Origin of the sequence: Burkholderia sp. BCC0097, from assembly GCF_902832985.1 — a bacterium.
Taxonomy (GTDB): Bacteria; Pseudomonadota; Gammaproteobacteria; order Burkholderiales; family Burkholderiaceae; genus Burkholderia; species Burkholderia orbicola.
Genome location: NZ_CADFDM010000006.1, coordinates 387,036 through 411,403, shown reverse-complemented (window position 1 = coordinate 411,403; position 24,368 = coordinate 387,036). Strand labels below are relative to the sequence as shown.

Sequence of the window (24,368 nt, the reverse complement as noted above, 5' to 3'; positions counted from 1 at the left end):
AGCGCCCATGCTCAGGCAAACGTATCGACGAGGCCGGCGCGGCTCGCGCGCGCGGCGACCGGTGCGGATTGCGCGGCGTCGACAGGTGCATCGACGGCTGACGGTCCGCCGTTCCCGCGTCGCGACGACTGGCCGTGGGCGAAGGTCTGCTGCGGGTTGGGCTGCTGTTGCTGCGAAGCGAGGCCGCCGTCGCTGACGGTCGCGCTGCCGAGCCCGAGCCCGCCCGCTTCCATCGCCTCGCGCAGCTTCGGCAGCGCGGCTTCGACCGCGTCGCGCACCTGCGCGTGCTGCGACACGAACAGCGCATGCGCATGGTTGTCCGCGACGCGCAGCACGACCTGCAGCGGCCCGAGATCGGGCGGGTTGAGCGTCAGCTCGGCGCTCTGCTGGTGCGCATTCGACAGGAACACCACTTTCTGGCTCAGCGCATCCGTCCAGTCGGCCGTGCCGACGTGCGGCGCGAGTACGTGCGCGTTGGCGGCGGCGATCGCGCCGGCGGCCGGCGACAGTTGCAGGTTCGCCTGCGCCGCGGCGGCGGCCGTTGCGCCTGCCGCGAGCGTCGCGCTGGCGGCCGGGTCCGTCGCGTTGCCGGCCGCCGCGAGCGCGTGCTGGGCGCCGGACTGCGCGTTCGCGTCGGCCTGCAGCGTCTGCGCGGTGATCTGTGCCGGCGTTTGTTGCGTGGCGAGCGCGCCTCTCGCGTCGGCGAGGGTGCGGTCGAACGTCGGCACTTTCGGCGTCAGCGGCGCGGCGGTGTTCGACGCGGTGGCTGCCGGCGCGGTCGGCGCGGCGGCGGTCGTGCCGGTCGCCGGCATCGCGATCGCGCCCGCACCACCCGTCAGCTTGGCGAGCGCCGCTTGCAGCGCGTCGCGGCTCGATGCCGGGTCGGTCGGCTGGGCGGCCGTGTCCTTGGCGGCATGATCGGCGAGCGTCGCCGTGGCGTCCGGCTGGCCGGACACGGCCGTCTTCTGCGTGGCAACGGCGGCGGCAGCGGTCGCCGCGTCGGCCGGCGTCGCGGTGTCCGGGCGCGCCTGCAGTTGCGCCTGCACGGCCGCGGCGGCCGCGAGGGCGGCGGCATCGGGGTTGGTGGCGGCGTTCGCGGTCGTGTCGTCGGTCGCCTTGTCGTCGTCGGTGCCGGACGGCTTCGCGCCGGCGGCCGGCTTCGACGCAGCCTGTCTGGACACGTCCGGCGTACCGGCATTGGCCGTATCGCCGCGCGTGGCGACGCTTTGCTTGAGCGTCTGCGCGAACGGCACGGCGCTCGTGGCGGCCGACGCGTCGTTGGCGGCGGCGGATGCACCCGAGCCGCGGGCGGGCTTGAGTGCGGCGCCGGCGGTGTCGAGCAGCGCGCCGAGCAGGGGCAGGGGAGGCATGACGGTTCTCTCGTTCGAAGGCGGTGGTCGGTTACGACGAACGGGCCGCGTCGGCCCGCATGCGCAGGATCTTCGCGGCGTGTTCGTCGGCGTCGCGCTGTTCGCGCCGGGCGTCGCGCTGCGCTTCCTGCGCGACGCCGCGCGCCTGCAGGATTTCATACGAGCCGACGGTACGTTTCTTCTGCTGCCAGTTCGGGCGCGCCTCGTCGATGCGGACTTCGGCCGCGGCGAGCACGCTGCGCTGCTGTGCGATCGCGGCATCGAGCGTGTCGATGAACGCCTGGAAATTGCGCCAGTTGCCGGCCGGCATGCCGCTCTGCGCGGATTGCGCGAAGCGCGCGTGATATTCGTCGCGATAGCGCAGCAGCGCGTCGAGCTGTTCGGCCGCCGCGGTGCGGTCGCGCTGCGCGGTGCCGAGCTGCTTCGCGGCCGAATCGAGGTCTTCCTGCGCGCGGTCGAGCAGCAGCTGAAGGGGAAAGCCGTGGGCCATCGTGATCAGCCTCCGTAAGCGTCGAACAGCGCATCGAGCGCGGTGAGGCTCGATGCGAACGGCGCGCATTCGCGAAAGCCCTGCTGCAGGAACGCCTCGATGCGCGGGTAGAGCGCGATCGCGCGGTCGAGCTGCGCGTCGCGGCCGGGTGCGTAGGCGCCGACCGCGATCAGGTCGCGGTTGCGCTGGTAGCGCGACAGCATCTGCTTGAACTGCCGCACGTGGTCGAGATGCGTTTCGTCGATCAGCGCGGTCATCGCGCGGCTGATCGACGCCTCGATGTCGATCGCGGGATAGTGGCCGGCCTCGGCGAGCGCGCGCGACAGCACGATGTGGCCGTCGAGGATCGCGCGCGCCGAATCGGCGATCGGGTCCTGCTGGTCGTCGCCTTCGGTCAGCACGGTGTAGAACGCAGTGATCGAGCCGCCGCCTTCGGGCCCGTTGCCGGTGCGCTCGACGAGCGCGGGGAGCTTCGCGAACACCGACGGCGGATAGCCTTTCGTCGCGGGCGGCTCGCCGATCGCCAGCGCGATCTCGCGCTGCGCCATCGCATAGCGCGTCAGCGAATCCATCAGCAGCAGCACGTGCTTGCCCTGGTCGCGGAAATACTCGGCGAGCGACGTCGCGTACGCGGCGCCCTGCATCCGCAACAGCGGCGACACGTCGGCCGGCGCCGCCACGACGACCGAGCGCGCGAGCCCGTCCTCGCCGAGGATCTGTTCGATGAATTCCTTCACTTCGCGGCCGCGTTCGCCGATCAGGCCGATCACGATCACTTCCGCGCTCGTGTAGCGCGCCATCGTGCCGAGCAGCACCGACTTGCCGACGCCGGAGCCGGCGAACAGGCCCATCCGCTGGCCGCGGCCGACGGTGAGCAGCGCGTTGATCGCGCGCACGCCGACGTCGAGCACGTGGTGGATCGGCTCGCGATCGAGCGGGTTGATCGACGGCGCCGACAGCGGCGCATCGACTTTCGACGCGAGCGGGCCGAGGCCGTCGAGCGGGCGACCCGATGCGTCGACGACGCGCCCGAGCATTTCCCAGCCGACCGGCAGCCGCTTCGCGCCGGCGAGCGGATCGGTGACGGGGGCGCTCTCGCGCGGCCACACGCGTGCGCCGGGCAACACGCCTGCGACATCGGTGGTCGGCATCAGGAACAGGCGGTCGCCGGCGAAGCCGACGACTTCGGCTTCCGCGTGCGGCAGCGTGCTGCCCGGCGGCAGCTCGATCGTGCATTCGGCGCCGACCGACAGGCGCAGCCCGATCGCCTCGAGCACGAGGCCGGCCGCGCGCGTGAGGCGTCCGCACGGCCGCAGCGGCAGCGCGCGGTGGCTGCGCGCGGCGAGCCCGTTCAGGTGCGTGCGCCAGTGCGCGAGATGCGGATTGTGCGGCGCGCGCGGGGCGGCGTCGGCGGCTTCGGATGCTGCGTGCGGCGTGGCGTCGTCCGCGGCATCGTGCGCGGCCGCCGGCCCGAACGACGCGAGCGCGAGCTCGCGTTCGAGCGGCGTCATGCCGTCGTGCGCGAGCGCGTCGGGCGAGCGCGTCACCACGTGCTCACCTTGCCGATCGCCGCGGCGACGCGCTGCCAGCGGGTGGGCAGCGTCGCGTCGACCTCGCCGGTCGCGGCGTGCGCGCGGCAGCCGCCGCGCTCGATCGACGCGTCGGTGCGCACGTTCCAGCCGAGCGTGTCGAGGTCGTCCTGCAAATAGGCCTCGACGACGGGCAGGTCGGCCGGATTCACCGCGAGATGCGGCGCGCCGGACAGTGCGGGCTCGGCCGCGAGCACGTCGCGCACGGCGGCGACCAGCGCGGCCGGGTCATGCTTCACGTGCTGGCGCACGACCTGCTGCGCGATGTCGAGCGCGAGCTGCGCGAGGTCGGCGGCGAGATCGTGTTCGACGCTCGAGACGGCTTCGCGGAACGACGCGGCGAGCGCCGCGAGCTGCGCGGCCTGTTCGCGTGCTTCGGCCTGGCCGGCCTCGAAACCCTGTTCGCGGCCCTGCTCGAAACCGGCCTGGTAGCCGAGCGCCTGGCCTTCGACGTGGCCGGCCGCATGGCCTTCGGCGTGCGCGGCGTCGCGCACGCGCTGCAATTCCTCGGCGAGCGCGGCGGCAGCGGCCGCCGCGTCGTCGGGCGGCGGCGGGGGCGGCGGCGGGTCGAACGACGCCATCTCCCACCGCTGGTACGCGGTGAGGGTGCCCACGCGATCGCTCGCCGAATCAGACATACGCGTCTTCCGCCTTGCCGCCGATCGCGATCGCGCCGCTCTCGGCGAGGTTGCGCACGATCTGCAGGATGCGGCGCTGCTGCGTCTCGACTTCGGACACGCGCACCGGGCCGCGCGCGTCGAGATCCTCGGCGAGCAGTTCGGCCGCGCGCTGCGACATGTTCGCGAGGAACTTCTGGCGCAGCGCGGGCGGCGCGCCCTTGAGCGCGACGATCAGCGTTTCCGACTCGACTTCCTTGAGCACCATCTGGATCGCGCGATCCTCGAGGTCGAGCAGGTTCTCGAACACGAACATCTGGTCGATGATCTTCTGCGCGAGGTCGGCGTCGTACTGGCGCACGCTTTCGAGCACGCCTTCCTCGTGCACGCTCGTCATGAAGTTCAGGATCTCGGCCGCGGTGCGGATGCCGCCCATCGGGCTGCGCTTCAGGTTGTCGCTGCCGGACAGCAGGCCCGTGAGCACGTCGTCGAGCTCGCGCAGCGCGGCCGGCTGGATGCCGTCGAGCGTCGCGATCCGCAGCAGCACGTCGTTACGCAGCCGCTCGGTGAAGCACGACGCGATTTCGGACGCCTGGTCGCGGTCGAGATGCACGAGGATCGTCGCGATGATCTGCGGATGCTCGTTCTTGATCAGTTCGGCCACCGCGGCCGAATCCATCCACTTGAGGCCCTCGATGCCGCTCGTGTCGCTGCCCTGCAGGATGCGGTCGATCAGCACGCCGGCCTTGTCCTCGCCGAGCGCCTTCGTCAGCACCGAGCGGATGTACTCGTTCGAATCGAGCGACAGCGCGGTGTGCTGCTCGGCTTCCTTCACGAAGTCCTGCAGCACCTCCTCGACCTGCTCGCGCGTGACGTTCTTCAGCGCGGCCATCGCCACGCCGATCTTCTGGACCTCGCGCGGCGCGAGGAACTTGAATACCTGCGCGGCCTCTTCCTCGCCGATCGACATCAGCAGCAGCGCGCTCTTGGTCAAGCCTTCAGCGTTCATCGGACACCCAGTTCTTCACGACGGTGGCGACGATCTTCGGATCCTGGCGGGCGATCGTGCGCGCGTAGTCGAGGTTGCGTTCGTAGCGGTTCTTCTCGTTCTCGAAGCCGAGCAGCAGCGGATCGGTTTCTTCCGCGGCCTTTTCCGGCGCGGGCAGGCCGTCGAGCGCGACCGTGTCTTCCGGCGCCGCGAGCGCCGGCGCGGCCGGCTCGGGCGGCGGGAACGCTCGGCGCATCGCCGGGCGCACGAACATGAAGTAGAGCGCCGCCGCGGCCGCCGCGATGCCGAGCCACTTCGCGGCTTCCTTCGCCATCGCGATCATGTCGGGCTGGCGCCACCACGGCAGGTCGGCGTACGGGTCGCTCACGGTCGAGAACGCGCTGTTCACGACGTTTACCGAGTCGCCGCGCTTCTCGTCGTAGCCCATCGCGTCCTTCACGAGCTGTTCGACCTGCGCGAGCTTCGCGGGCGGCAGCGGCTGCATCGTCACGTGGCCCTTCGCGTCGGCGACCGGCTGGTAGTTGACGACGACCGCGACCGACAGCCGCTTCACGCTGCCCATCGGCTGTTCGGTATGGCGGATCGTCTTGTCGAGCTCGTAGTTGGTCGTCTGGTCCTTGCGGTCGCTGACCGGCGTGGTCTGCGGCGCGTTCTGGCCGTTGCCGGCGACGATCGGCGCGGAGGCAGGCTGCGGCGGCGTGTTCGACAGAGCGCCCGGCACGCCCGACGCGCCGCCCTGCGCGAGTTCGGTCGCGCTGCTGGTCTGCTGGCTGCGGATCGCGGCCTGCTGCGGCGTGCCGTTCGGGCCGTAGCTTTCCGACGTCTGCTCGATCTTCGAGAAATCGAGATCCGCGCTGACCTGCGAGCGCGCGTTGCCGGCGCCGAAGATCGGCGCGAGGATCGCGTCGATGCGCTTCTGGGTGTTGTGCTCGACCTGCTGCACGTACTTGAGCTGGCTCGCGTCGAGGCCGGAGGCGGACGCGGTCTGGGTCAGCAGGTTGCCGTCCTGGTCGACGATCGTCACGTTCTTGGCCGGCATGTCGGGCACGCCGGACGACACCATCCGCGTGATCGCCTGCACCTGGCCCTCGTCGAGCACGCGGCCCGGGTAGAGGTCGACGAACACCGATGCGCTCGGCGCTTCCTTGTCGCGCACGAACACCGACGGCTTCGGGATCGCGAGATGCACGCGCGCGCCGCGCACGGCGTTGATCGATTCGATGGTGCGCTGCAGCTCGCCTTCGAGCGCGCGCTGGTAGTTGATCTGCTCGGCGAACTGGCTGATGCCGAATTTCTGGTTGTCCATCAGCTCGAAGCCGACCGAGCCGCCCTTCGGCAGCCCCATCGCGGCGAGCTTCAGGCGCGTTTCGTGCACCTGGCCCGACGGCACCAGGATCGCGCCGCCGGCATCGGCGAACTTGTAGGGAACGTTTGCCTGCTGGAGCGCGGCGATGATCGCGCCGCCGTCGCGGTCCGACAGGTTGCTGTACAGCACGCGGTAGTCGGGCGCCCGACTCCACAGCACGAGCGCGGTGATCGCGGCGATCGCGAACGCGACGGCGATCACGAACGGCAGCTTCGGGTTGCCCTTCATCCGCGAGATGCCGGGAATGCGTTCGGCGAAGCCGCCCAGCCCGAAGTCCGCGCCTGCGCCGCCCGTGCCCGGCAACGCGGCGGCCGCGGCGGCGCCGGGCGCCGGGCTGAGGCCCGCGCGGGCGTCTGGGTTGATCAGCGAGTTGGCCTGCGAATCCATGCGTCGAGTTTCTCCGGAGCGGGACGACTGAGCTCGCTCGGACGAGCGGGCGGACAATGACACGATGCGATTATCGTGACCGGCGGCGCACTCCGATCGACCGAAAAGAGCGGGGTTTCCCCCGTACTTTCGCGGCTTTGACGCGCGCCGCGCTGCTATCCTTTTTCGCGATCCGGCATGGTGCGCGTGGTGCGGCGCCGGCGGATCGCCCGGTGCGTCCGGGTCTTTTCTCTATGTCTGGGGACAGCATGACTGCGAACGTCAGCGGAATCGGTTCGGTGTTGCAACAGATGCAGTCGATGGCCGCGCAGGCGTCCGGCGGCGTCGCGAGCCCGACGGCGGCGCTGGCCGGCTCGGGTGCGGCGACGGCCGGCACGTTCGCGAGCGCGATGAAGGCATCGCTCGACAAGATCAGCGGCGACCAGCAGCACGCGCTCGGCGAGGCGAAGGCGTTCGAGGTCGGCGCGCCGAACATCTCGCTGAACGACGTGATGGTCGACATGCAGAAAGCCAATATCGGCTTCCAGTTCGGGCTCCAGGTTCGCAACAAGTTAGTGAGCGCTTACAACGACATCATGCAGATGTCGGTTTGAGGCGACGGGCATCCGGCGACGGGCATCCGGCGACGGGCATCCGGGGGCGAGCATCCGGGCACGGCTCGCGGCTTGCAGAACGAGACCGGCGCGCCGGCATCGGCCGCCCGGCGGCAACGCCTGCTCACCTAAAGCTTTCCAAATCCCTTCCGATAACTCCGGTGAAGGCCGCGCCGTGCGACGCACGGCGGCGGCTCCCGCATAGCCAAGGCAAATAACAAGGAGAAGCGCATGTTTTCCCCAGGACACGCTGGAGCCAGTGCGTACGCGCGTGTCGGCGTCGAGACCGGGGTGATGGGCGCCTCCCCGCACCGGCTGATCGCGATGCTGTACCAGGGCGCCCGGCAGGCGATCGCGCTGGCGCGCATGCATTTGCAGCAGGACAACGTGGCCGGGCGCGGCGAAGCGATCGGCAAGGCGATCCGGATCGTCGAGAGCGGCCTGCAGGCGTCGCTGAACCGCGACGCGGGCGGCGAGATCGCCGAGCGCCTCAATGCGCTGTATGCGTATATCGGCCGGCGCCTGCTGGAAGCGAACGCGCAGGCGAGCGACGCGATGCTGGTCGAGGTCGACGGCTTGCTCGCGACGCTCGAGGAAGCATGGACGGGCATCGCCCCGGAAGTCGCGCGGATGGCCGCGCAACAGGTAGCGGAAGCATCACGATGAATCACAAGGCCGAATACTTCGCGCGCTACGAGGCGCTCGCCGCCGTGTCGGGCCGGATGCTGTGCGCCGCACGCGGCGCCGACTGGAGCGCGTTGCCGGGGTTGCAGGCCGAATTCATGCAGCTCGTCGACGGGTTGAAGGAGGCCGATCCGGGCGTCGCGCTCGACGAATCGGATCTCGGTCGCAAGCTCGACCTGATCCGCCGCATCCTGGCCGACGACGCCGCGATCCGCGATCTCGCGAGCCCGGACGTCGCGCGGCTGTCCGCGCTGTTCGAGGCGCGGCGCTCGACCCAGGTATTGACCGACCTCTACCGCGCGCGCGGGTAGGGCCGTGTTCCGGGAGACGGGCGCGCGGCGCCCGGGCCCGGGGCCGCACGCGGCGCGCGCTGTTCCCGCGGGCGGCACCGGCGTGCCCGCCCGGATTCGCAACGATGTGTAGGGTCTGTTTGCATATGCAACGCGCATGCGAATGCCCCAAGGTGAGCAGGCTCCGATCATGACCGGTATCGACTCCGTTGCGGCCGCGCTGCTGGCGAGCCGCCTCGACAGCCTGCTGACCGGCACCGTGTCGGCGCCCGCCGGCGGCGGCGCGACCGCGCAGGTCGGCACACCGGGCGCCGGCGCGTCGTCCGCGCCGCCGGCCGGCAGCCCGCCCGCCGCGCCGCCGGCTTCCACGCAGACCGCGCTGTCCGAGGTCGGGCGCGTGCTCGACGCGATCTCGCGCTCGGGCGGCGATGCGACGCCGGCGATCGTCGGTCGGCAGCCGCTGCTGGCCGATCCGGCCGTGCTGCTCACCGATACGCCCCTGCCGGCGCGTGCGCCGGCTGCCTCCGGTCCCGCTGAGTCTGCCACGCCGGTTTCCGATCAAGCGTCGTCCGCCGCGGCGACGCGGGCCGCGGCTGCGCCGTCGGTCGCCCCGCCCGTCGCGGCGCTGCGTGCGGCGCTCGCGCAGGCCGTGAGCGAAAGCGGCCTCTTCTACGAATCCCATCTCGCGCAGTGGCTGGCCGGCCAGCGTCCGCTCGCGGCGCTGCTGCGCGAGCCGCAAGCGCGCCTCGCGACCGCGCTCGCGCCGGCCGACCCGGACGCCGTCCCGCACGAATCGACCGACTTGCTCGACGAACTGCTCGCGCAGCGTCCGTCGCTGCCGGCCGCCGCGCGGGGCACCGCGCAACCGCCCGCACAGGGCGGCGCGCCTGCGCGCGACCCTGCGCAGGCCGCTCCGGCCGCGGCCCGGCCGGGCGCGTCGTTGCCGCCCGACGCCTCCGATCCGCTGGCTACGCCCGCCGATACGCGCTGGACACCCGCGCGTGCCGAACTGGCCGCCGCATCGTCCGATCCGCAGCCGCAACCGCTCGCGACCGTCCACCCGGCCGCGGTACCGCTCGTGCGGCAGCAGCTCGATGCGCTCGCGACGGACCAGTTTCGCTGGACCGGCGAGGCATGGCCCGGCGCGCGGCTCGACTGGACGATCGAACCCGACGAGCCGGGCCACCGTGCGCCGCGCGGCGGCGGCGGTGGCGACGACGCGGGCGACGGCATCGCATGGCGCACGCGCCTGACGCTGACGCTGCCGTCGCTCGGCACGGTCGATGCCGAGCTGGTGCTGAACGGCGCGCAGCTCGTCGCGCGGCTGCGCGCGAACCAGACGGGCGCCGACCGTCTGACGCGCCACGAGGCCGCGCTGCGGCAGCGGCTCGAAGGCTCGGGGCTCAAGGTGGGCGGGCTGTCGATCCGCGCGGTCGACGACGGGCCGGACGGCTTCGACCTGTTCGCGGCCCAGGCCGCCGCGGCCGCGTATGCGCGCGGCGCGGCAGGCGGCCCCGAGGCGCGGGTGCCGGGCGACGATGACGAGGCGCTGTCATGAGCATGACGTCCCGCAAGCGCGCGGCCGCGCTCGTCTACGACCCGAAAGGCGGCGATGCGGCGCCGCGCGTGGTGGCGAAGGGCTACGGCGTGCTCGCCGAGATGATCGTCGCGCGCGCGCACGATGCCGGACTGTATGTACACACGGCGCCGGAGATGGTGTCGCTGCTGATGCAGGTCGATCTAGACGACCGGATTCCGCCGCAGCTCTATCAGGCGGTCGCGGACCTGCTCGCGTGGCTGTACGCGCTCGATCGCACCGAGCCCGCGCCGGACGACGCCGCGCCGCGTTTTCCGTTGCCGCCGTTGCGCTGAACGGCCAGCCGTCGGCCGGCTTCTTACGACTAGCTATCCGCCGCGTGCGCGATCGTTCTGCCGGCATGTTCGGCCTGTCGACCGCTATCGCATTGCAACGCGTGCCTTTTTTCCGCGTTCACGCCCCCGTCGAACCTGCCGCACCGTACGCGTACGGATTGAGCCGGCTTTCGATTTGTGTAATGATATCCATTCTCATTTTCATGCTACCCGGGCGGCGCGCATTCCCTGCGCGCCGCCCGTCGTTTTGAACGAATGGATACTTTCGCGTGAACGCGCCCGAAACCATCGACCCGCCCAAGACGGGCATGCCGCGCGCCGGCGTCACCGTGCTGCACCCGGCGGGCCGCCCGCTGAGCGACGACGAACTGGCCGCGCGGCGCCAGCGCTCGCGCCGCGCAACCTTCATCAAGTGGCTGCGCAAGGTGCACGGCTGGGTGGGGCTGTGGGGCGCGGTGCTCGGGCTGCTGTTCGGCGTGACCGGCGTGCTGCTGAACCACCGCGCGCCGCCGCTGAAGATTTCGACCGGCGAGCCGCAGGTCGAGGAGCTGCAGATCGCGCTGCCGGACCCGGTGCCGAAAACGCCTGCCGCGATGACGAAGTGGCTGCAGCAGGAGCTGCATTTCGACGGCAAGCCGGGCCGCATGCGCAAGGAGCCCGCGCAGGCCGTCGCGTGGGGCGACAAGCGCGTGATGCAGCCCGAGCACTGGCAATTCGGCGTGTTCGGGCCGCACCAGAACCTGCAGGCCGAGTATTGGGTCGGCAACGGCTACGTGTCGGTGAAGCGCACCGGCAACACGTTCCTGACGACGCTGAACAACCTGCATCGCGGCGTCGGGATGAATCTCGGCTGGGTGCTGCTGATGGATACGATCGCCGGCTCGCTGATCCTGCTGTCGCTGACGGGCGTGCTGCTGTGGAGCGAGCTGAACAAGCGCCGCACGATCGGCGTCGTGCTGGTGGTCGGTTCGGTCGCCGCGGCGCTCGCTGCCGGCCTGACCTGACCGACGTTCGCGCCGGGGGAGCGTCCGGCGGCCGGCGAGCGTAGCCGCCCGCCGCCGCGGGTCAGAGCCCGCAGGCCGCGCCGCTGTTCGCCGCGATTTCGCGCGCGGCCTTCGCGCCTTCGACCTGCAGGATCGTCGGCAGCGACACGTTGTTCTTCGCGGCGGTGATCTCGGCGAGGATCGAGATCGCGATTTCCGGCGGCGTCCGGCTGCCGATGTAGATGCCGGCCGGCCCGTGCAGCCGGGCCAGTTCCACTTCGTTCAGATCGAATTCGCGCAGCCGCTCGCGCCGCGCGGCGTTGTTGCGCCGCGAGCCGAGCGCGCCCACGTAGAACGCGGGCGTCTTCAGCGCCTCCATCAGCGCGAGATCGTCGAGCTTCGGATCGTGGGTGAGCGCGATCACGGCCGAACGTGCATCGAGCTTCATGTCGAGCACCGTATCGTCGGGCATCGTGCGGACGACGCGCGTGCCCGGCACGTCCCACGCATCCGTGTATTCCTCGCGCGGATCGCATACCGTCACCTGATAGTCGAGCCCGACCGCGATCTGGCACAGATAGCGCGACAACTGGCCGGCGCCGATCACGAGCATCCGGTAGCGCGGCCCGTGGATCGTCACGAGCCGTTCGCCGTCGAACGCGAGCCCGTCGGTCGCCTGCGCGGGCGACAGCGATGCGCGGCCGGTCGCGAGCGTCATCGTGCGCGTGACGAGGCGGCCGGCCTCGACTTGCGCGCACAGCGCGGCGATGCCGCTGTCGCGCGTGAGCGGTTCGAGCACCAGCTGGATCGTGCCGCCGCACGGCAGCCCGAAGCGGTGCGCTTCCTCGGCCGTCACGCCGTACTTGAGCGCTTCCGGGCGCGCATCGGCCGCGATGCCGCTCGCGTGCACGCGGGCGATCAGGTCGTCCTCGATGCATCCGCCGGACACGGAGCCGACCACCAGGCCGTCCTCGCGCACCGCGAGCATCGCGCCTTCGGGGCGCGGCGACGAGCCCCACGTCTTCACGACCGTGACGAGCAGCACGCGGCGCCCTTCTTCGAGCCAGCGCGCACTGGATTTCAGTACATCGAGATCGACGCTTTCCATCATCTTTTCCTGTTGCCGGACGGCCCGCCGCGCGGCGCCGTCGTTCGATGGCGGGATTATGAACCGCCCGGCGCGCGCGTGCAGGGGGCGCGCCGGCGGGTGCGCGCAAATCCGGAGGATCGGGCAAGACATCGCGACGATCGGACAGTGATCGCGCGTCGGCGGAGGGGGCGGGAGGGAGGAAACGTGCGGAGCCGGTGCCGGCCCCGCGCGGGTTCGTCATGGCGCGCCGCGAAGGCGCGCCATGACGGCGCTCAGTGCGTGTCGGGGTGGCCGTGCGCGAGCTTCGAGTGGTGCCGCGAGTACAGGAAGTAGATCACGAGGCCGATCACGAGCCAGATGCCGAACGCGGCCCACGTGACGGGCTGCAGGTTCAGCATCAGGAACAGGCACGCCGCGACCGCGAGGATCGGCACCACGGGCACGCCCGGGCAGCGGAACGCGCGCGGCAGCTCGGGGTGCGTGCGGCGCAGCACGAGCACGGCGATCGACACCATCGAGAACGCCGCGAGCGTGCCGATGTTGATCAGTTCGGCGAGCACGTTGAGCGGCACGAGCGCGGCGATCAGCCCGAAGAACAGGCCGACCAGCCAGGTGGTCAGGAACGGCGTCGCATAACGCGGATGCACGCGCGACAGCGCGGCCGGCAGCAGCCCGTCGCGCGACATCGCGAAGATCACGCGCGTCTGGCCGTAGCTCATCACGAGGATCACGGTCAGCATGCCGAGCACCGCGCCGAGATCGATGAAGCCCGCGACCCACTTCTCGCCGGCGACCTGCAGCGCGTACGAGATCGGGTGCGAGATGTTCGCGTACTGCGCCGACGGCACGATACCGGTCGCGACCGCGGCGACCGTCACGTACAGCACCGCGCATACCGCGAGCGACGCGATGATGCCGATCGGCAGATCGCGCTTCGGATTCTTCACTTCCTCCGCGGCCGACGACACCGCATCGAAGCCGATGAACGCGAAGAACATCACGGCGGCCGCGCCGAACACGCCGTTCCAGCCGTGCGGCATGAACGGCTTCCAGTTCGCGGGCGTCACGTGGAACAGGCCGACCGCGATCACCAGCAGCACGACCGACACCTTGATGAACACCATGATGTTGTTGATGCGGGTCGATTCGCGGATACCGATCGACAGCAGCGTCGTGATCACGATCATCACGAGGAACGCGGGCAGGTTGAACCACGTGGTGACGCCCGGCACGGCGCCGGGCGCGGCCGTCAGCACGGTCGGCAGCGTGAGCCCGAAGCCCTGCAGCAGCGACTGCAGGTAGCCCGACCAGCCGACCGACACGGCCGACGATGCGAGGCCGTACTCGAGCATCAGGTCCCAGCCGATGATCCACGCGACCAGCTCGCCGAGCGTCGCGTACGAATACGTGTAGATCGAGCCGGCGACGGGGATCGACGACGCGAACTCCGCGTACGACAAGGCGGCCAGGCCGCACGCGATCGCGGCGATCACGAACGACAGCATCAGCGCGGGGCCGGCCTGGACGGCGCCGGTGCCGGTCAGCACGAAGATGCCGGTGCCGATGATCGCGCCGATGCCGAGGAAGGTGAGGTCGATCGCGCCGAGCGCTTTCTTGAGCCCGGCGGCTTGCGCGCCGGCGATCATGCGATCGACGTTTTTCTTGCGGAAGAGAGACATTGCGGATGGATCGCCGGCACGCGCGGGCACGGCGCGCCGACTGAGTGAAAACCGATAATTTTAGCTGATTTGGCGTGCAAGTCCCGCGGTGGCGCAGCGACGTGCGGCGAAATCGGCCGATAAAACAAGCGCTTGCACGCGAAACGGGAGCAAACCGGGCACGGCCGGGCACGGCGAGGCGGCCGCCGCGCCCGGTATCGGACGAGTTCGAGGTACCCGGAGATCAGGCGCCGGCCGTGGGCGCCATGTCGACGAGTCGGTTGCTCATCACGTAGAACGTCAGTTCCGCGTTGTTCGACAGCCGCATCTTCTCCAGCAGCCGCGAGCGGTACACGCTCACCGTCTTTACCGACAGCGACAGCGTGTTCGCGATATCGGTGAGCCGCTTGCCCGACGCGAGCATGCAGAGCGTCTGGTATTCGCGATCGGACAGCTTCTCGTGCGGCAGCGGTTCGTTCTCGAACGACACGTATTCGGCGAGCGCCTCGGCCATCGCGGGGCTCACGTACTTGCGCCCGGCCGCGACCTGCTGGATCGCGCCGATCATCTGCGCGGCGTTGACCGTCTTCGACAGGTAGCCGGCCGCGCCGGCCTTCAGCGCACGCACCGCGTACTGATCCTCGCGATACATCGAGAACATCAGCACCGGCGTGCGCGTCAGCTTGCGCTTGAGGCGCTTGAGCACCTCGATGCCGTTCGTGTCGGGCAGCGAGATGTCGAGCAGGATCACGTCGAATTCCTGCTTGTCGACGGCGGCCATCGCATCGCCGCCGTTCTCGGCCTCGGTCACGTCGCGGGCGACGCCGCGGTCGATCAGCAACTGGCGGATCCCTTGCCGGACGATCGCGTGATCGTCCACGAGCAGGATGTTCAGGCTCATCGCGACCTCACGAAAGCGACGTGCGGCGTGCCGAGACCGGCGCCGCCAGCAGCGAAGCCCACGCGAAGCGCGCGGTGACGCGCGTGCCGCGGCCGGTTGCCGGCGTGGCCGTCTCGAAGCTGCCGCCGAACGCCTCGCAGCGCGCGCGCATGCCGGCGAGGCCGTAGCCGCTGCGGCGATTGCGCGCGAAACCGGTCCCATCGTCGGTGACGCTCAGCGACAGGTGCGTGCCGTCGGTGACGATCCGCACATCGACCGACGTCGCGCGGGCGTGCTTCGCGACGTTCGACAGCGCTTCCTGCGCCACGCGGAACACCGCGAGCGCACTGGCGCCGGCGAGCTGCGTCAGGCGGGCGTCGGCCGCGCACACGAAGCTCGTGCGCAGGCCGGTGCGGGCCGCATGCGTGTCGATCCACGACGACAGCGCGCCGACCACGCCCGCGTCGAGCGCCGGCGTGTCGCGCTCGTCGATGAGCCGGCGATTCGCGTCGGTCGCGGCGTCGAGCGCCTGCTGCGCCAGCGCCAGCGCGCGCAGGCAACCTTCCGGCGCATCGGCCGGCAGCCACGTTTGAACGTTTGCGAGCGCGAATCGGGCAGCGGTCAGTTCGGCGCCGAGCCCGTCGTGCAGCTCGCCGGCCAGATGGCGGCGGGCTGCTTCGTCGGCGGCGAGAAGCTGGGCGGAAAGTGCCGCGATCCGCGCGGCGGACGCGTCGCGTTTCGACGCGGCGTCGGCCATGGGCGGAGTAGCAGCGCAGCCAGGCATGCGCTGCCGCGACGGGAACGGGGCGTGGGCGCCCAAGGGCGCGTTAAGCGACGTATCCATGACTCTCCCTGCTGTCAGAAGGCGGTTCAGACACCGGCTGGCTGCGTGGACCGGCTGCCGTTTCGATGACGGTCGCCGCCAGAGAATCGCTCCATGCCGAGGTAACAAAAGTTACGTCTTGTAACACTTTCATCCGACCCTTCCACTGTCATCCGAACGGCAACCACGCGGGCCGAATAATATCTCAAAATTTCCGAAAAGATCATGTCGGACGGACATTTAAGGGTAAATGTGAATAATCGGAATGAAGGTGTTGTAGGAAAAACACTGACACCCGAGCGCCGGACGGCGACGTATCCAAATGTAACTATTTGAGATGGAATGGTCCCAGTTTGTTACGAATTCGCCAAGTCCGGACGAAAAAAAACCGGAGCTTTCGCTCCGGTTCTTGATGCGGCACAAATTCGGGGGCGGATCAGTCCACGAACGCGCGCTCGATCACGTAGTGGCCCGGCGCGCTGTTCTTGCCTTCGACGAGGCCGGCCTGCTTCAGCAGTTCGGTCGTGTCCTTCAGCATCGCGGTGCTGCCGCACAGCATCACGCGGTCGTTTTCCGGCGAGAACGCCGGCACGCCGAGATCCGTGAACAGCTTGCCCGTCGCGATCAGGTCGGTGATCCGGCCTTCGTTGTCGAACGCTTCGCGCGTGACCGTCGGGTAGTAGACGAGCTTTTCCTTGATGATGTCGCCCAGGTACTCGTGGCCCGGCAGGTCGTGCTTGATGTAGTCCATGTACGCGAGCTCGCCCTTCAGGCGGCACGTGTGGGTCAGGATCACCTTGTCGAAGCGGTCGTAGATGTCCGGATCGCGGATGATCGACATGAACGGCGCGAGGCCCGTGCCCGTCGACAGCATCCACAGCGTCTTGCCCGGCAGCAGGTTGTCGGCGATCAGCGTGCCCGTCGGCTTCTTGCCGATCAGCACCGTGTCGCCCACCTTCAGGTGCTGCAGGCGCGACGTCAGCGGGCCGTCCTGCACCTTGATGCTGAAGAATTCGAGATGCTCTTCGTAGTTCGGGCTGACGATCGAATAGGCGCGCGCGAGCGGCTTGCCGTCGACTTCGAGGCCGACCATCGTGAATTCGCCGTTGTTGAAGCGCAGGCTCGCCTCACGAGTGCAGGTGAAGCTGAAAAGCGTGTCGGTCCAGTGATGGACGGATTGGACGGTGGCGGTGTCGTATTTGCTCATGGCTTTGAAAACGGACGCGCGTAGCGGACGCGTGTAACGGGCCCAAAAACGGGCAAAAAAACCGAGTGCGACGGCCCGATCGCGGATCGGCCGGCCGGCGCGTCGGACACGCGCCCTCTCGATGACAGACGTTTGAGTAACTCGTTATTTTACCCTGCTTGGGGCAGATGCGGGCTTGACCCGGGCGGCTGCGCGGATTTGGCGCAACGTATTCTTTCAGCGAGCTTTCGGTAATCGGCCGCGTGTTGTCGCGCCGACGCCGACGCGCTTCGGCGGCGCCGTGACCGGAGACGGTGCCGGCCCGAGGCGTTACTGCGGATCGAGGCGCAGGCGCGCGATGTACGGCAGGTGGTCCGACAGCCAGGCGGCTTCGCCGGACGGCGCGCGCCATTCGAGCGGCGTCAGCCCGCGCACGAACATCTTGTCGAGCGCGAGCGCTGGCGAGAACGCAGGGAACGTGCGGCCCGACTCGCCGAGCAGCGTCGCGACCTCGGACAGCCCGATCTCGCCGAACAGCGCGACCGAGTCGTTGCGCCAGTCGTTGAAGTCGCCGGCGAGCATCAGCGGGCCGTCGCCCGCATTGCGGACGATCCAGTGCGCGATCCAGTGCATCTGGCGCAGGCGAGCTGCGCGCGTGAGCGCGAGGTGCGCGCACAGCAGCGTGACCGGGCGTGCGCCCGCGAGCGTGGCGCGCGCGACCAGCAGCCCGCGCCGCTCGAAGCGGTGCGCGGAGATGTCCCAGCGGCCGCCGAGGTCGAGCGGATGCGGCGACAGGATCGCATTGCCGTGCCGCCACGACGGCTTGAACACGTTCGGCCCGAGCGCGATCTGCCAGTCGAGCGCCTGCGCGATCTCGGTGGCCTGGCAATGCCATACGTCGTCGACCGTATCGTCCATCGGCGCGCCGAAGCCCGGGGCGAGCATCGGGCGCGGCATGCGGCGCGCCATCGCTTCCTGCAGGAAATACACGTCCGCGTGGGTCGACTGCATCCAGTCGCGCATCGCGTTCCAGGCGGTGAAGCCGAGCGGCGAGCGGCCCTTGTGCAGGTTCCAGCTGACGGCGGTGATTTCGTCGGGCGCGGCGTGCGGCTCGGCGAACGGCAGGGACAGGGCGTCGGCGGACATGACGCTCAATCCTTCGCGACGTGCGCGCGCACGCGGTACACGAGATGCGGATGCTGCTCGACGAGCGTCCAGTCGGTCCAGGCGTCGCCGCCGACCGCCAGGCCGGGGTGGCTCGCGACGATCTGCCGCGGCGACGCGGGCACGCACGGATCGCTGCGCGTCGCGTTTTCGTCGTCGAGCGTTTCCTGCACGTCGAGCCCGAGCGACACGGTGTTCGCGTTGGCGTCGACGGCGAGCGGGGCGACCGTCACCGAGCGCGAGCGCTCGGTCGGCACGACGCGCGCGGCATTGCCGCAGCCCACCGGCACGGATGACGGATAGCGATGGGTATCGGTACGGGACTGACCCACGGTGGTGTTTTGCTGGAACGTGTCGATCGTCTGACCGTCGCGTACCACCTGGATTTCCCATGCGATGACGGCCGGCGCGGGGCTCTGCGCATGGGCGGCGAGCACGACGCTCGCAAGCAGGACGGCCAGGCCGTGTTTCAGCATGAAACGTCTCCGGAAACGCGGGATAGCGGGGAACGGACGCACATCTTACGCCCGATCGATTTCGCTCGTGATGTGACAGGGCGTGCCGCGACAGGTTCGCAGCACGATGGGGTCCTGCTCGACAGGTAAGGCCGCGTCATGCGTTTTCAAGCGAAAAAGCGCGTGAACTCGGCGACGCTCGCGCGCTCGGTGACGAGGCGGTTCTCGATCGCGTCGGGGTCCGCATGGCCGAGCGACATGCCGCAGACGAGCTGCTCGTTGGCCGGAATGTCGAGGTGTTCGGCGACGATCCGGTGAAACGGCACGAACGCGGCCTGCGGGCAGGTGTCGAGGCCGCGGGCGCGCGCGGCCGTCATCACGCCTTGCAGGAACATCCCGCAGTCGAGCCAGGCCCCTAACGTCATCACGCGGTCGAGCGTGAAGAACAACGCGACCGGCGCATCGAAGAAACGGAAATTGCGCGCGTGCTGCGCATGCATGCGCGCCTTCTCGTCGCGGCCGATGTTCAGCAGGCCGTACAGGTCCCAGCCGACCTTGCGGCGCCGGTCGACATACGGCGACACCCATTCGCGCGGGTAGTAGTCGTATTCGGCGACGTATTTCTCGTCGCGCGCGGGATCGTCGTAGGCCGCGGTGAGCGCGGCGGCGAGTGCGTCGCGCGTGGCGCCCGTGGCGACGTACACGCGCCACGGCTGGATGTTGGTGCCCGACGGGGCGCGGCTCGCGGCTTCGAGGATCGCCTCGATCGTGGCGCGCGGCACGGGCGTCGGCAGGAACGCCCGGACTGAATGGCGTGACTTGAGCGCGGCGTCGACGGCATCGACGGAACGGACCGCGTCGGAGTCGACGCGCGGGGAAGCAGCGGGGACGGACATCGGCAACCCTTCGGGAGGCGTCAGGCGAAGTGCGGGGCAGCGGCGTGTGCGCGGCGCGCGGGCGCGATCGGGAAGCCCCGCGCGAGCGTCGTGAACTTTCGATCATACGCCGCGGCGCGCGGCCGTGCAGCGTGCGCGCGCTGTTAGCAGCAGACCCGCCCGGCTGCTTGCTTGCACGGCGATACGGGATCGCTACACTGAAATCGTAAGGGTCTGATGAGTGTGTGACGGCAAGTGGAGCGAGGTGGGTATGACGACGGCGATGGTGAAGCAGGAACTGGCGGTGGCGTCCTTCAGCACGGTGTACGACCTCGAGCAGGTCGAGACGGCGCTGGGCGACCTGAACGAGAGCGCAAGCGATGCGCTGCGCTCGACCTACGAGAAGATGCTCAAGACGGGGAATCTGCGCTTTTGCGTGAAGCCGACCCGGATGCCGTCGTTCGACGCGCTCGGCGAAGCGTTGCCGAATTTCGGCGAGCCGCTCGCCGACGTGCGCAAGCAGATCGCGCTGTGTCTCGAAACGGAGGACCGGCTCGAACTGATGCCGATCCTGCTGCTCGGGCCGCCCGGGATCGGCAAGACGCATTTCGCGAAGGCGCTCGCGCAACTGCTCGGCACCGCGTACCACTACGTGCCGATGAGCTCGCTGACGGCCGGCTGGATCCTGTCCGGCGCGTCGTCGCAGTGGAAGAACGCGAAGCCCGGCAAGGTGTTCGACGCGCTCGTGAACGGCAGCTACGCGAACCCGGTGATCGCGGTCGACGAGATCGACAAGGCCGGCAGCGATGCGCAATACGATCCGCTCGGCGCGCTGTATGCGTTGCTCGAGCACGACACCGCGCGCGCGTTCGTCGACGAATTCGCGGAAGTGCCGATCGACGCGGGCAACGTGATCTGGATCGCGACCGCGAACGACGCGCACGCGATTCCGGAGCCGCTGCTCAACCGGATGAACGTGTACGAGATCGCGGCGCCCGATGCGGCTGGCGCGCGCCGCATCGCGCAGACGATCTACGACGAGATCCGCACGTCGCATGCGTGGGGGCGGCGCTTCCCCGAGACGCTCGGCGACGATGCGCTCGACGTGCTGGCCGCGACGCCGCCGCGCACGATGCGCCGCGCGCTGCTGCATGCGTTCGGCGCCGCGCGGCTCGACGGCCGCGACGCGATCGGGCCGGCCGACATCCGCGCCGACGAAGGCGCGGCGAAGCGCCGCCCGATCGGCTTCTGACGCGGCCACGCGCGCACGGCCGCGGCGTGCGCGCGTGGCGTTCGTCGCGCTTGCGCCCGCCTCGTTGTCCGCGCCGCCGCCCGTACCGCCGCGACGCGATGCGCACGCGTTCGGCAAGCGGGCGAACCGGGACGTACAATTCTTCTCTCCCCCATCGACGCGCGAGCAGCGCGAAAAGCCATGGAGCAGACGGATTGTGTCGTGATCGGCGCGGGTGTCGTCGGTTTGGCGATTGCGCGCGAACTGGCCGCGCGCGGGCGTGAAACGGTCGTGCTCGAGGCGGCCGACGCGATCGGCACGGGCACGAGTTCGCGCAACAGCGAGGTGATTCACGCGGGGCTCTACTATCCGCGCGGGTCGTTGAAGGCGACGTCGTGCGTGCACGGGCGCGACCTGCTGTACGAATTCTGCGATACGCACCACGTGCCGCACCGGCGCACGGGCAAGCTGCTGGTCGCGACGAGCACCGCGCAGTTGAAGCAGTTGAAGGCGATCGCCGCGCGCGCCGCCGAGAACGGCGTGCTCGATCTGCTGCCGCTCACGCGCGCCGAGGCGCAGACGCTCGAGCCCGCGCTCGAATGCGTGGAGGCGCTGTTCTCGCCGTCGACCGGCATCGTCGACAGCCACCAGCTGATGCTCGCGCTGCTCGGCGACGCGGAACGCGACGGCGCCGTGTGCGCGCTGCAATCGCCGGTCGAATCGATCGACGTGCTGGGCGGCGGGCGCTTCATCGTGCGCACCGGCGGCGCCGCGCCGACCGAGATCGACGCCGCGTGCGTGATCAACAGCGCGGGGCTCGGCGCGCAGGCGCTTGCGCGCCGCACCCGTGGGCTCGATCCGCGCTGGGTGCCGCCGCTTTATCTCGCGCGCGGCAATTATTTCAGCCTGTCGGGCCGTGCGCCGTTCTCGCACCTGATCTACCCGATGCCCGAGCGCGCGGGGCTCGGCGTGCACCTGACGTTCGATCTCGGCGGGCAGGCGCGTTTCGGCCCGGACGTCGAGTGGTGCGATGCGCTGCGCTACGAAGTCGATCCGGCGCGCGCGGGTGCGTTCTACACGTCGATCCGCGCGTTCTGGCCGGGCCTGCCCGACGATGCGCTGCAGCCCGCCTATGCGGGCATCCGGCCAAAGCTCGCCGGGCCTGGCGAGCCGCCGGCCGACTTCATCGTGCAGGGCGCCGCGCAGCACGGCGTGCGCGGGCTCGTGAACCTGTTCGGCATCGAGTCGCCGGGGCTCACCGCGTCGCTCGCGCTCGCGCAGCGCGTCGGCGACATGGTGTCGCGCGCCTGACGCACGACCCGCCGCCGTGCGGGCCGGCCGCGCGAAACCCGTGTGGAATCCCTTATCTCCGGCATTTCGGCGCGCACATTTATTCGCTTGAGCGGTATTCTGTCGAACGGTCGTCCAGGGTCTGTCTACCGATGGAACGCACATGCGTTGCCCCGAGAAGGGCCGCTCGCGAGGCGCGCGCCGCCGCGAATACTGACGTATTCGCAAGGTGCGCAACGTGGCGAGCGGCCCTTCTCGGGGCAACCCCTAATTTGTAGCGTGTTCACGGGAAGGCCCGAAATCGCCCGCATGGCGGCGTCGGTCGTCGCTTGTTTGGCTCGGCCAAACGGCGCTCCTCCCTCCTTGCCCTGCGAGCGATTTCGGGCCTTCGCATGTGCGTTCCATCGGTAGACAGACCCTAGAACGGCTTTCAAACCGATAACGTTGGAGCGAGTCCCCCATGAAAACATCCCGTCGGAGTTTCCTGATCACGAGCATTGGTGCGGTGTCCGCGCTGGCGCTGTCGCGCGAAGCGCTGGCCGATGCGCCGATGCTGTCGGAAACCGATCCGACCGCGGTGGCGCTCGGCTACAAGGCCGATGCCACGAAGGTCGACAAGACGAAGTACCCGAAATACGCGGCCGGCCAGGATTGCGCGGCCTGCATGCTGTACCAGGGCAAGAAGGGCTCGGCTTCGGGCCCGTGCGGCGCGTTCCCCGGCAAGCAGGTGTCGGCGAAGGGCTGGTGCAGCGCTTTCTCGAAGATGGGTTGAGGCCCGTGCGGCATCGTGCGATGCCGCAATGCGGCGAAAACCGCAACACGCTCGCCGTCGTTCGATGGCGGGCGTTTTTTATTGCTTGAAAACGGTTCCGTCGCTTTCTACACTCGCTGCACACCAGCGCGCCGCGGCACCCCGCGCGCCGCACCGCCCGACACGGCGAATTCACGAGGACGAGGCACGCATGGCGACGATTGCGAGTTCAACGAAAACGACCCGGCCCGAGCGTGCGCTGAACCGGCGGGCCGTCGTGGCCGCCGTGATCGGCAATGCGCTCGAGTGGTACGACTTCACGGTGTTCGGCTTCATGACGGTCGTGATCGCCGAGCTGTTCTTCCCCACCTCCAGCGAATACTCGTCGCTGCTGCTCACCACCGCGACGTTCGGCGTCGCGTTCTTCATGCGCCCGATCGGCGGCATCGTGTTCGGGCTGTATGCGGACCGCGCGGGCCGCAAGGCCGCGCTGTCGCTCGTGATCCTGCTGATGACGGCCGGCATCTTCCTGCTGGCGATCGCGCCGCCCTATGCGGCGATCGGCATCGGCGGGCCGATCCTGATCGTGCTCGGCCGCCTGCTGCAGGGCTTCTCCGCGGGCGGCGAATTCGGCAGCTCGACCGCGCTGCTGATCGAAGCGGCGCCGTTCTCGAAACGCGGTTTCTACGGCAGCTGGCAGATGGCGAGCCAGGCGGCCGCGCTGCTGATCGGCGCACTCGTCGGCGCGGCCGTCACGCGCGGGCTGTCGCACGACGCGCTGCGCAGCTGGGGCTGGCGCGTGCCGTTCATCCTCGGGCTCGTGATCGGCCCGATCGGCTTCTACATCCGCCGCCATCTCGCCGATTCCGAAGCGTTCCTGCATGCGCAGCAGAGCGCGCGCCGCGCGACGCTCGGCGAAGTGTTCACGCGCCACCCGCGCGAGGTGCTGTGCGGGCTCGGCTCGGTGATCGCGCTCACCGTGACGATCTACGTGCTGATCAGCTATCTGCCGACCTTCGCGGTGAAGCAGCTGAAGCTGCCGTATGCGGAATCGTTCTACGCGGTGATCGTCGGCAACCTGCTGCTGATGGTGCTGTCGCCGGTCGCGGGCGCGTGGTCGGACCGCATCGGCCGCAAGGGGCTGTCGCTGTGGTCGCTGGTGCTGACGCTCGCGCTGATGTATCCGCTGTTCGCATGGCTCGACGCCGCGCCGAGCATCGGGCGGCTGATCGCGGTACAGGCCGTGCTGTCGGTGACGCTGGCAGGCTACTACGGGCCGTTCGGCGCGATGATCGCCGAACTGTTCCCGGCCAACGTGCGCTCGACCGGGCTGTCGATCGCGTACAACGTCGCGGTGATGCTGTTCGGCGGCTTCGGCCAGTTCATCGTCACGTGGCTGATCAAGGTGACCGGCACGCCGCTCGCGCCGACCTACTACGTGATGGCGGGGATCGCGCTGTCGATCGTGGCGGTCGCGTTCGTGCCCGCGCGCAACGCCGACCTCGATGCGCCGGCGTGACGACATGGCGATTTGAAGACGGTCATCGGATCGTTTCGTAAAACGCAATGATGTGCTGCGCAACGCGGGGAGACGGTGCGTCGCCCCTTCGTGTTCGCACCCGAATTGTTTAGTCGTCGAACGAAACATGCCGCGAAATGAACGGAATGGTCGCTCGCGCGCGTTGTTGCATTTTTTACCCACACTAAAAATCGGC

Annotated in this window: 24 protein-coding genes; 10 read left to right on the top strand and 14 right to left on the bottom strand. The window is 69.5% G+C overall.

Translation table 11 applies throughout. From position 1 onward, the window contains the following. Positions 1–11 precede the first annotated feature (11 nt). Genes HWX07_RS22365 through fliF form a run of 6 tightly spaced genes read right to left on the bottom strand, consistent with a single transcriptional unit; the run spans position 12 to position 6,828 of the window. A complete protein-coding gene (locus tag HWX07_RS22365) occupies positions 12–1,370 on the bottom strand; it encodes a flagellar hook-length control protein FliK (RefSeq protein ID WP_175877706.1) in 1,359 nt (452 codons plus the stop codon). 31 nt (positions 1,371–1,401) lie between these two features. Further along, positions 1,402–1,860, bottom strand: a complete 459-nt coding sequence (fliJ, locus tag HWX07_RS22360) for a flagellar export protein FliJ (RefSeq protein WP_027806593.1) — start codon at positions 1,858–1,860, stop codon at positions 1,402–1,404. Positions 1,861–1,865: 5 nt separating this feature from the next. Continuing rightward, on the bottom strand, positions 1,866–3,410 hold the full coding sequence (fliI, locus tag HWX07_RS22355; protein ID WP_012329410.1) for a flagellar protein export ATPase FliI: 1,545 nt from the start codon (positions 3,408–3,410) through the stop codon (positions 1,866–1,868). Then, a complete protein-coding gene (gene fliH, locus HWX07_RS22350; protein ID WP_124479596.1) occupies positions 3,404–4,087 on the bottom strand; it encodes a flagellar assembly protein FliH in 684 nt (227 codons plus the stop codon). Before fliH ends, fliI begins: the two co-directional genes overlap by 7 nt. Further along, on the bottom strand, positions 4,080–5,075 hold the full coding sequence (gene fliG, locus HWX07_RS22345; RefSeq protein ID WP_124700603.1) for a flagellar motor switch protein FliG: 996 nt from the start codon (positions 5,073–5,075) through the stop codon (positions 4,080–4,082). The genes fliH and fliG overlap by 8 nt, the downstream gene beginning before the upstream one ends. Beyond that, the gene (gene fliF, locus HWX07_RS22340) at positions 5,065–6,828 is read right to left on the bottom strand and encodes a flagellar basal-body MS-ring/collar protein FliF (protein WP_175877705.1); all 1,764 of its coding nucleotides are present in this window, start codon (positions 6,826–6,828) and stop codon (positions 5,065–5,067) included. Before fliF ends, fliG begins: the two co-directional genes overlap by 11 nt. 248 nt (positions 6,829–7,076) lie before the next feature. Here fliF and fliE point away from each other — a divergent pair, with 248 nt between their 5' ends. The 6 genes from fliE to HWX07_RS22310 all read left to right on the top strand — a co-directional run bounded on the left by fliE (position 7,077) and on the right by HWX07_RS22310 (position 11,271). Then, positions 7,077–7,421 (top strand): flagellar hook-basal body complex protein FliE, encoded by a 345-nt coding sequence (fliE, locus tag HWX07_RS22335; RefSeq protein ID WP_006486991.1) that lies wholly within the window; start codon positions 7,077–7,079, stop codon positions 7,419–7,421. 231 nt (positions 7,422–7,652) lie between these two features. Next, complete coding sequence (fliS, locus tag HWX07_RS22330) at positions 7,653–8,087, top strand: flagellar export chaperone FliS (protein WP_089435754.1); 435 nt, start codon at positions 7,653–7,655, stop codon at positions 8,085–8,087. Then, the gene (locus HWX07_RS22325) at positions 8,084–8,416 is read left to right on the top strand and encodes a flagellar protein FliT (protein WP_006486993.1); all 333 of its coding nucleotides are present in this window, start codon (positions 8,084–8,086) and stop codon (positions 8,414–8,416) included. The genes fliS and HWX07_RS22325 overlap by 4 nt, the downstream gene beginning before the upstream one ends. Positions 8,417–8,585: 169 nt before the next feature. Continuing rightward, positions 8,586–9,953, top strand: a complete 1,368-nt coding sequence (locus HWX07_RS22320; RefSeq protein ID WP_175877704.1) for a flagellar hook-length control protein FliK — start codon at positions 8,586–8,588, stop codon at positions 9,951–9,953. Continuing rightward, positions 9,950–10,267 carry an EscU/YscU/HrcU family type III secretion system export apparatus switch protein gene (locus HWX07_RS22315; protein WP_006477526.1) on the top strand — a complete coding sequence of 106 codons (318 nt, stop codon included), beginning with the start codon at positions 9,950–9,952 and terminating at the stop codon, positions 10,265–10,267. The genes HWX07_RS22320 and HWX07_RS22315 overlap by 4 nt, the downstream gene beginning before the upstream one ends. Before the next feature lie 269 nt (positions 10,268–10,536). After that, positions 10,537–11,271, top strand: a complete 735-nt coding sequence (locus HWX07_RS22310; RefSeq protein ID WP_175877703.1) for a PepSY-associated TM helix domain-containing protein — start codon at positions 10,537–10,539, stop codon at positions 11,269–11,271. Between the two features lie 61 nt (positions 11,272–11,332). On the opposite strand, the gene HWX07_RS22305 is transcribed toward HWX07_RS22310, so the two are convergent. The 8 genes from HWX07_RS22305 to HWX07_RS22270 all read right to left on the bottom strand — a co-directional run bounded on the left by HWX07_RS22305 (position 11,333) and on the right by HWX07_RS22270 (position 19,402). After that, positions 11,333–12,358, bottom strand: a complete 1,026-nt coding sequence (locus tag HWX07_RS22305; RefSeq protein WP_175877702.1) for an XdhC family protein — start codon at positions 12,356–12,358, stop codon at positions 11,333–11,335. Positions 12,359–12,612: 254 nt separating this feature from the next. Next, complete coding sequence (locus tag HWX07_RS22300; protein ID WP_012329404.1) at positions 12,613–14,019, bottom strand: amino acid permease; 1,407 nt, start codon at positions 14,017–14,019, stop codon at positions 12,613–12,615. Positions 14,020–14,242: 223 nt separating this feature from the next. Next, on the bottom strand, positions 14,243–14,899 hold the full coding sequence (gene rqpR, locus HWX07_RS22295; RefSeq protein WP_006477530.1) for a response regulator transcription factor RqpR: 657 nt from the start codon (positions 14,897–14,899) through the stop codon (positions 14,243–14,245). A 7-nt stretch (positions 14,900–14,906) separates the two neighbouring features. Further along, positions 14,907–15,722, bottom strand: a complete 816-nt coding sequence (rqpS, locus tag HWX07_RS22290; protein ID WP_175877701.1) for a quorum system sensor histidine kinase RqpS — start codon at positions 15,720–15,722, stop codon at positions 14,907–14,909. A 415-nt stretch (positions 15,723–16,137) separates the two neighbouring features. Continuing rightward, positions 16,138–16,908: a ferredoxin--NADP reductase gene (locus tag HWX07_RS22285; protein WP_006477532.1), complete on the bottom strand. Its 771-nt coding sequence runs from the start codon at positions 16,906–16,908 to the stop codon at positions 16,138–16,140. Between the two features lie 309 nt (positions 16,909–17,217). Continuing rightward, positions 17,218–18,033: an endonuclease/exonuclease/phosphatase family protein gene (locus HWX07_RS22280; protein ID WP_006477533.1), complete on the bottom strand. Its 816-nt coding sequence runs from the start codon at positions 18,031–18,033 to the stop codon at positions 17,218–17,220. Between the two features lie 5 nt (positions 18,034–18,038). Continuing rightward, positions 18,039–18,527, bottom strand: a complete 489-nt coding sequence (locus HWX07_RS22275) for a hypothetical protein (protein WP_175877700.1) — start codon at positions 18,525–18,527, stop codon at positions 18,039–18,041. 146 nt (positions 18,528–18,673) lie between these two features. Continuing rightward, positions 18,674–19,402, bottom strand: coding sequence for a nitroreductase (locus HWX07_RS22270; RefSeq protein ID WP_034174348.1), 729 nt, complete (start codon positions 19,400–19,402; stop codon positions 18,674–18,676). 250 nt (positions 19,403–19,652) lie between these two features. Here HWX07_RS22270 and HWX07_RS22265 point away from each other — a divergent pair, with 250 nt between their 5' ends. The 4 genes from HWX07_RS22265 to HWX07_RS22250 all read left to right on the top strand — a co-directional run bounded on the left by HWX07_RS22265 (position 19,653) and on the right by HWX07_RS22250 (position 24,172). Beyond that, a complete protein-coding gene (locus HWX07_RS22265; RefSeq protein ID WP_012329401.1) occupies positions 19,653–20,633 on the top strand; it encodes an AAA family ATPase in 981 nt (326 codons plus the stop codon). 180 nt (positions 20,634–20,813) lie between these two features. Further along, on the top strand, positions 20,814–21,923 hold the full coding sequence (locus HWX07_RS22260; protein WP_175877699.1) for an NAD(P)/FAD-dependent oxidoreductase: 1,110 nt from the start codon (positions 20,814–20,816) through the stop codon (positions 21,921–21,923). A 439-nt stretch (positions 21,924–22,362) separates the two neighbouring features. After that, entirely contained in the window at positions 22,363–22,674 is a 312-nt protein-coding gene (locus tag HWX07_RS22255) for a high-potential iron-sulfur protein (RefSeq protein ID WP_021163765.1), read from the top strand. A 190-nt stretch (positions 22,675–22,864) separates the two neighbouring features. After that, positions 22,865–24,172 carry an MFS transporter gene (locus HWX07_RS22250; RefSeq protein WP_011546431.1) on the top strand — a complete coding sequence of 436 codons (1,308 nt, stop codon included), beginning with the start codon at positions 22,865–22,867 and terminating at the stop codon, positions 24,170–24,172. Positions 24,173–24,368 lie beyond the last annotated feature (196 nt).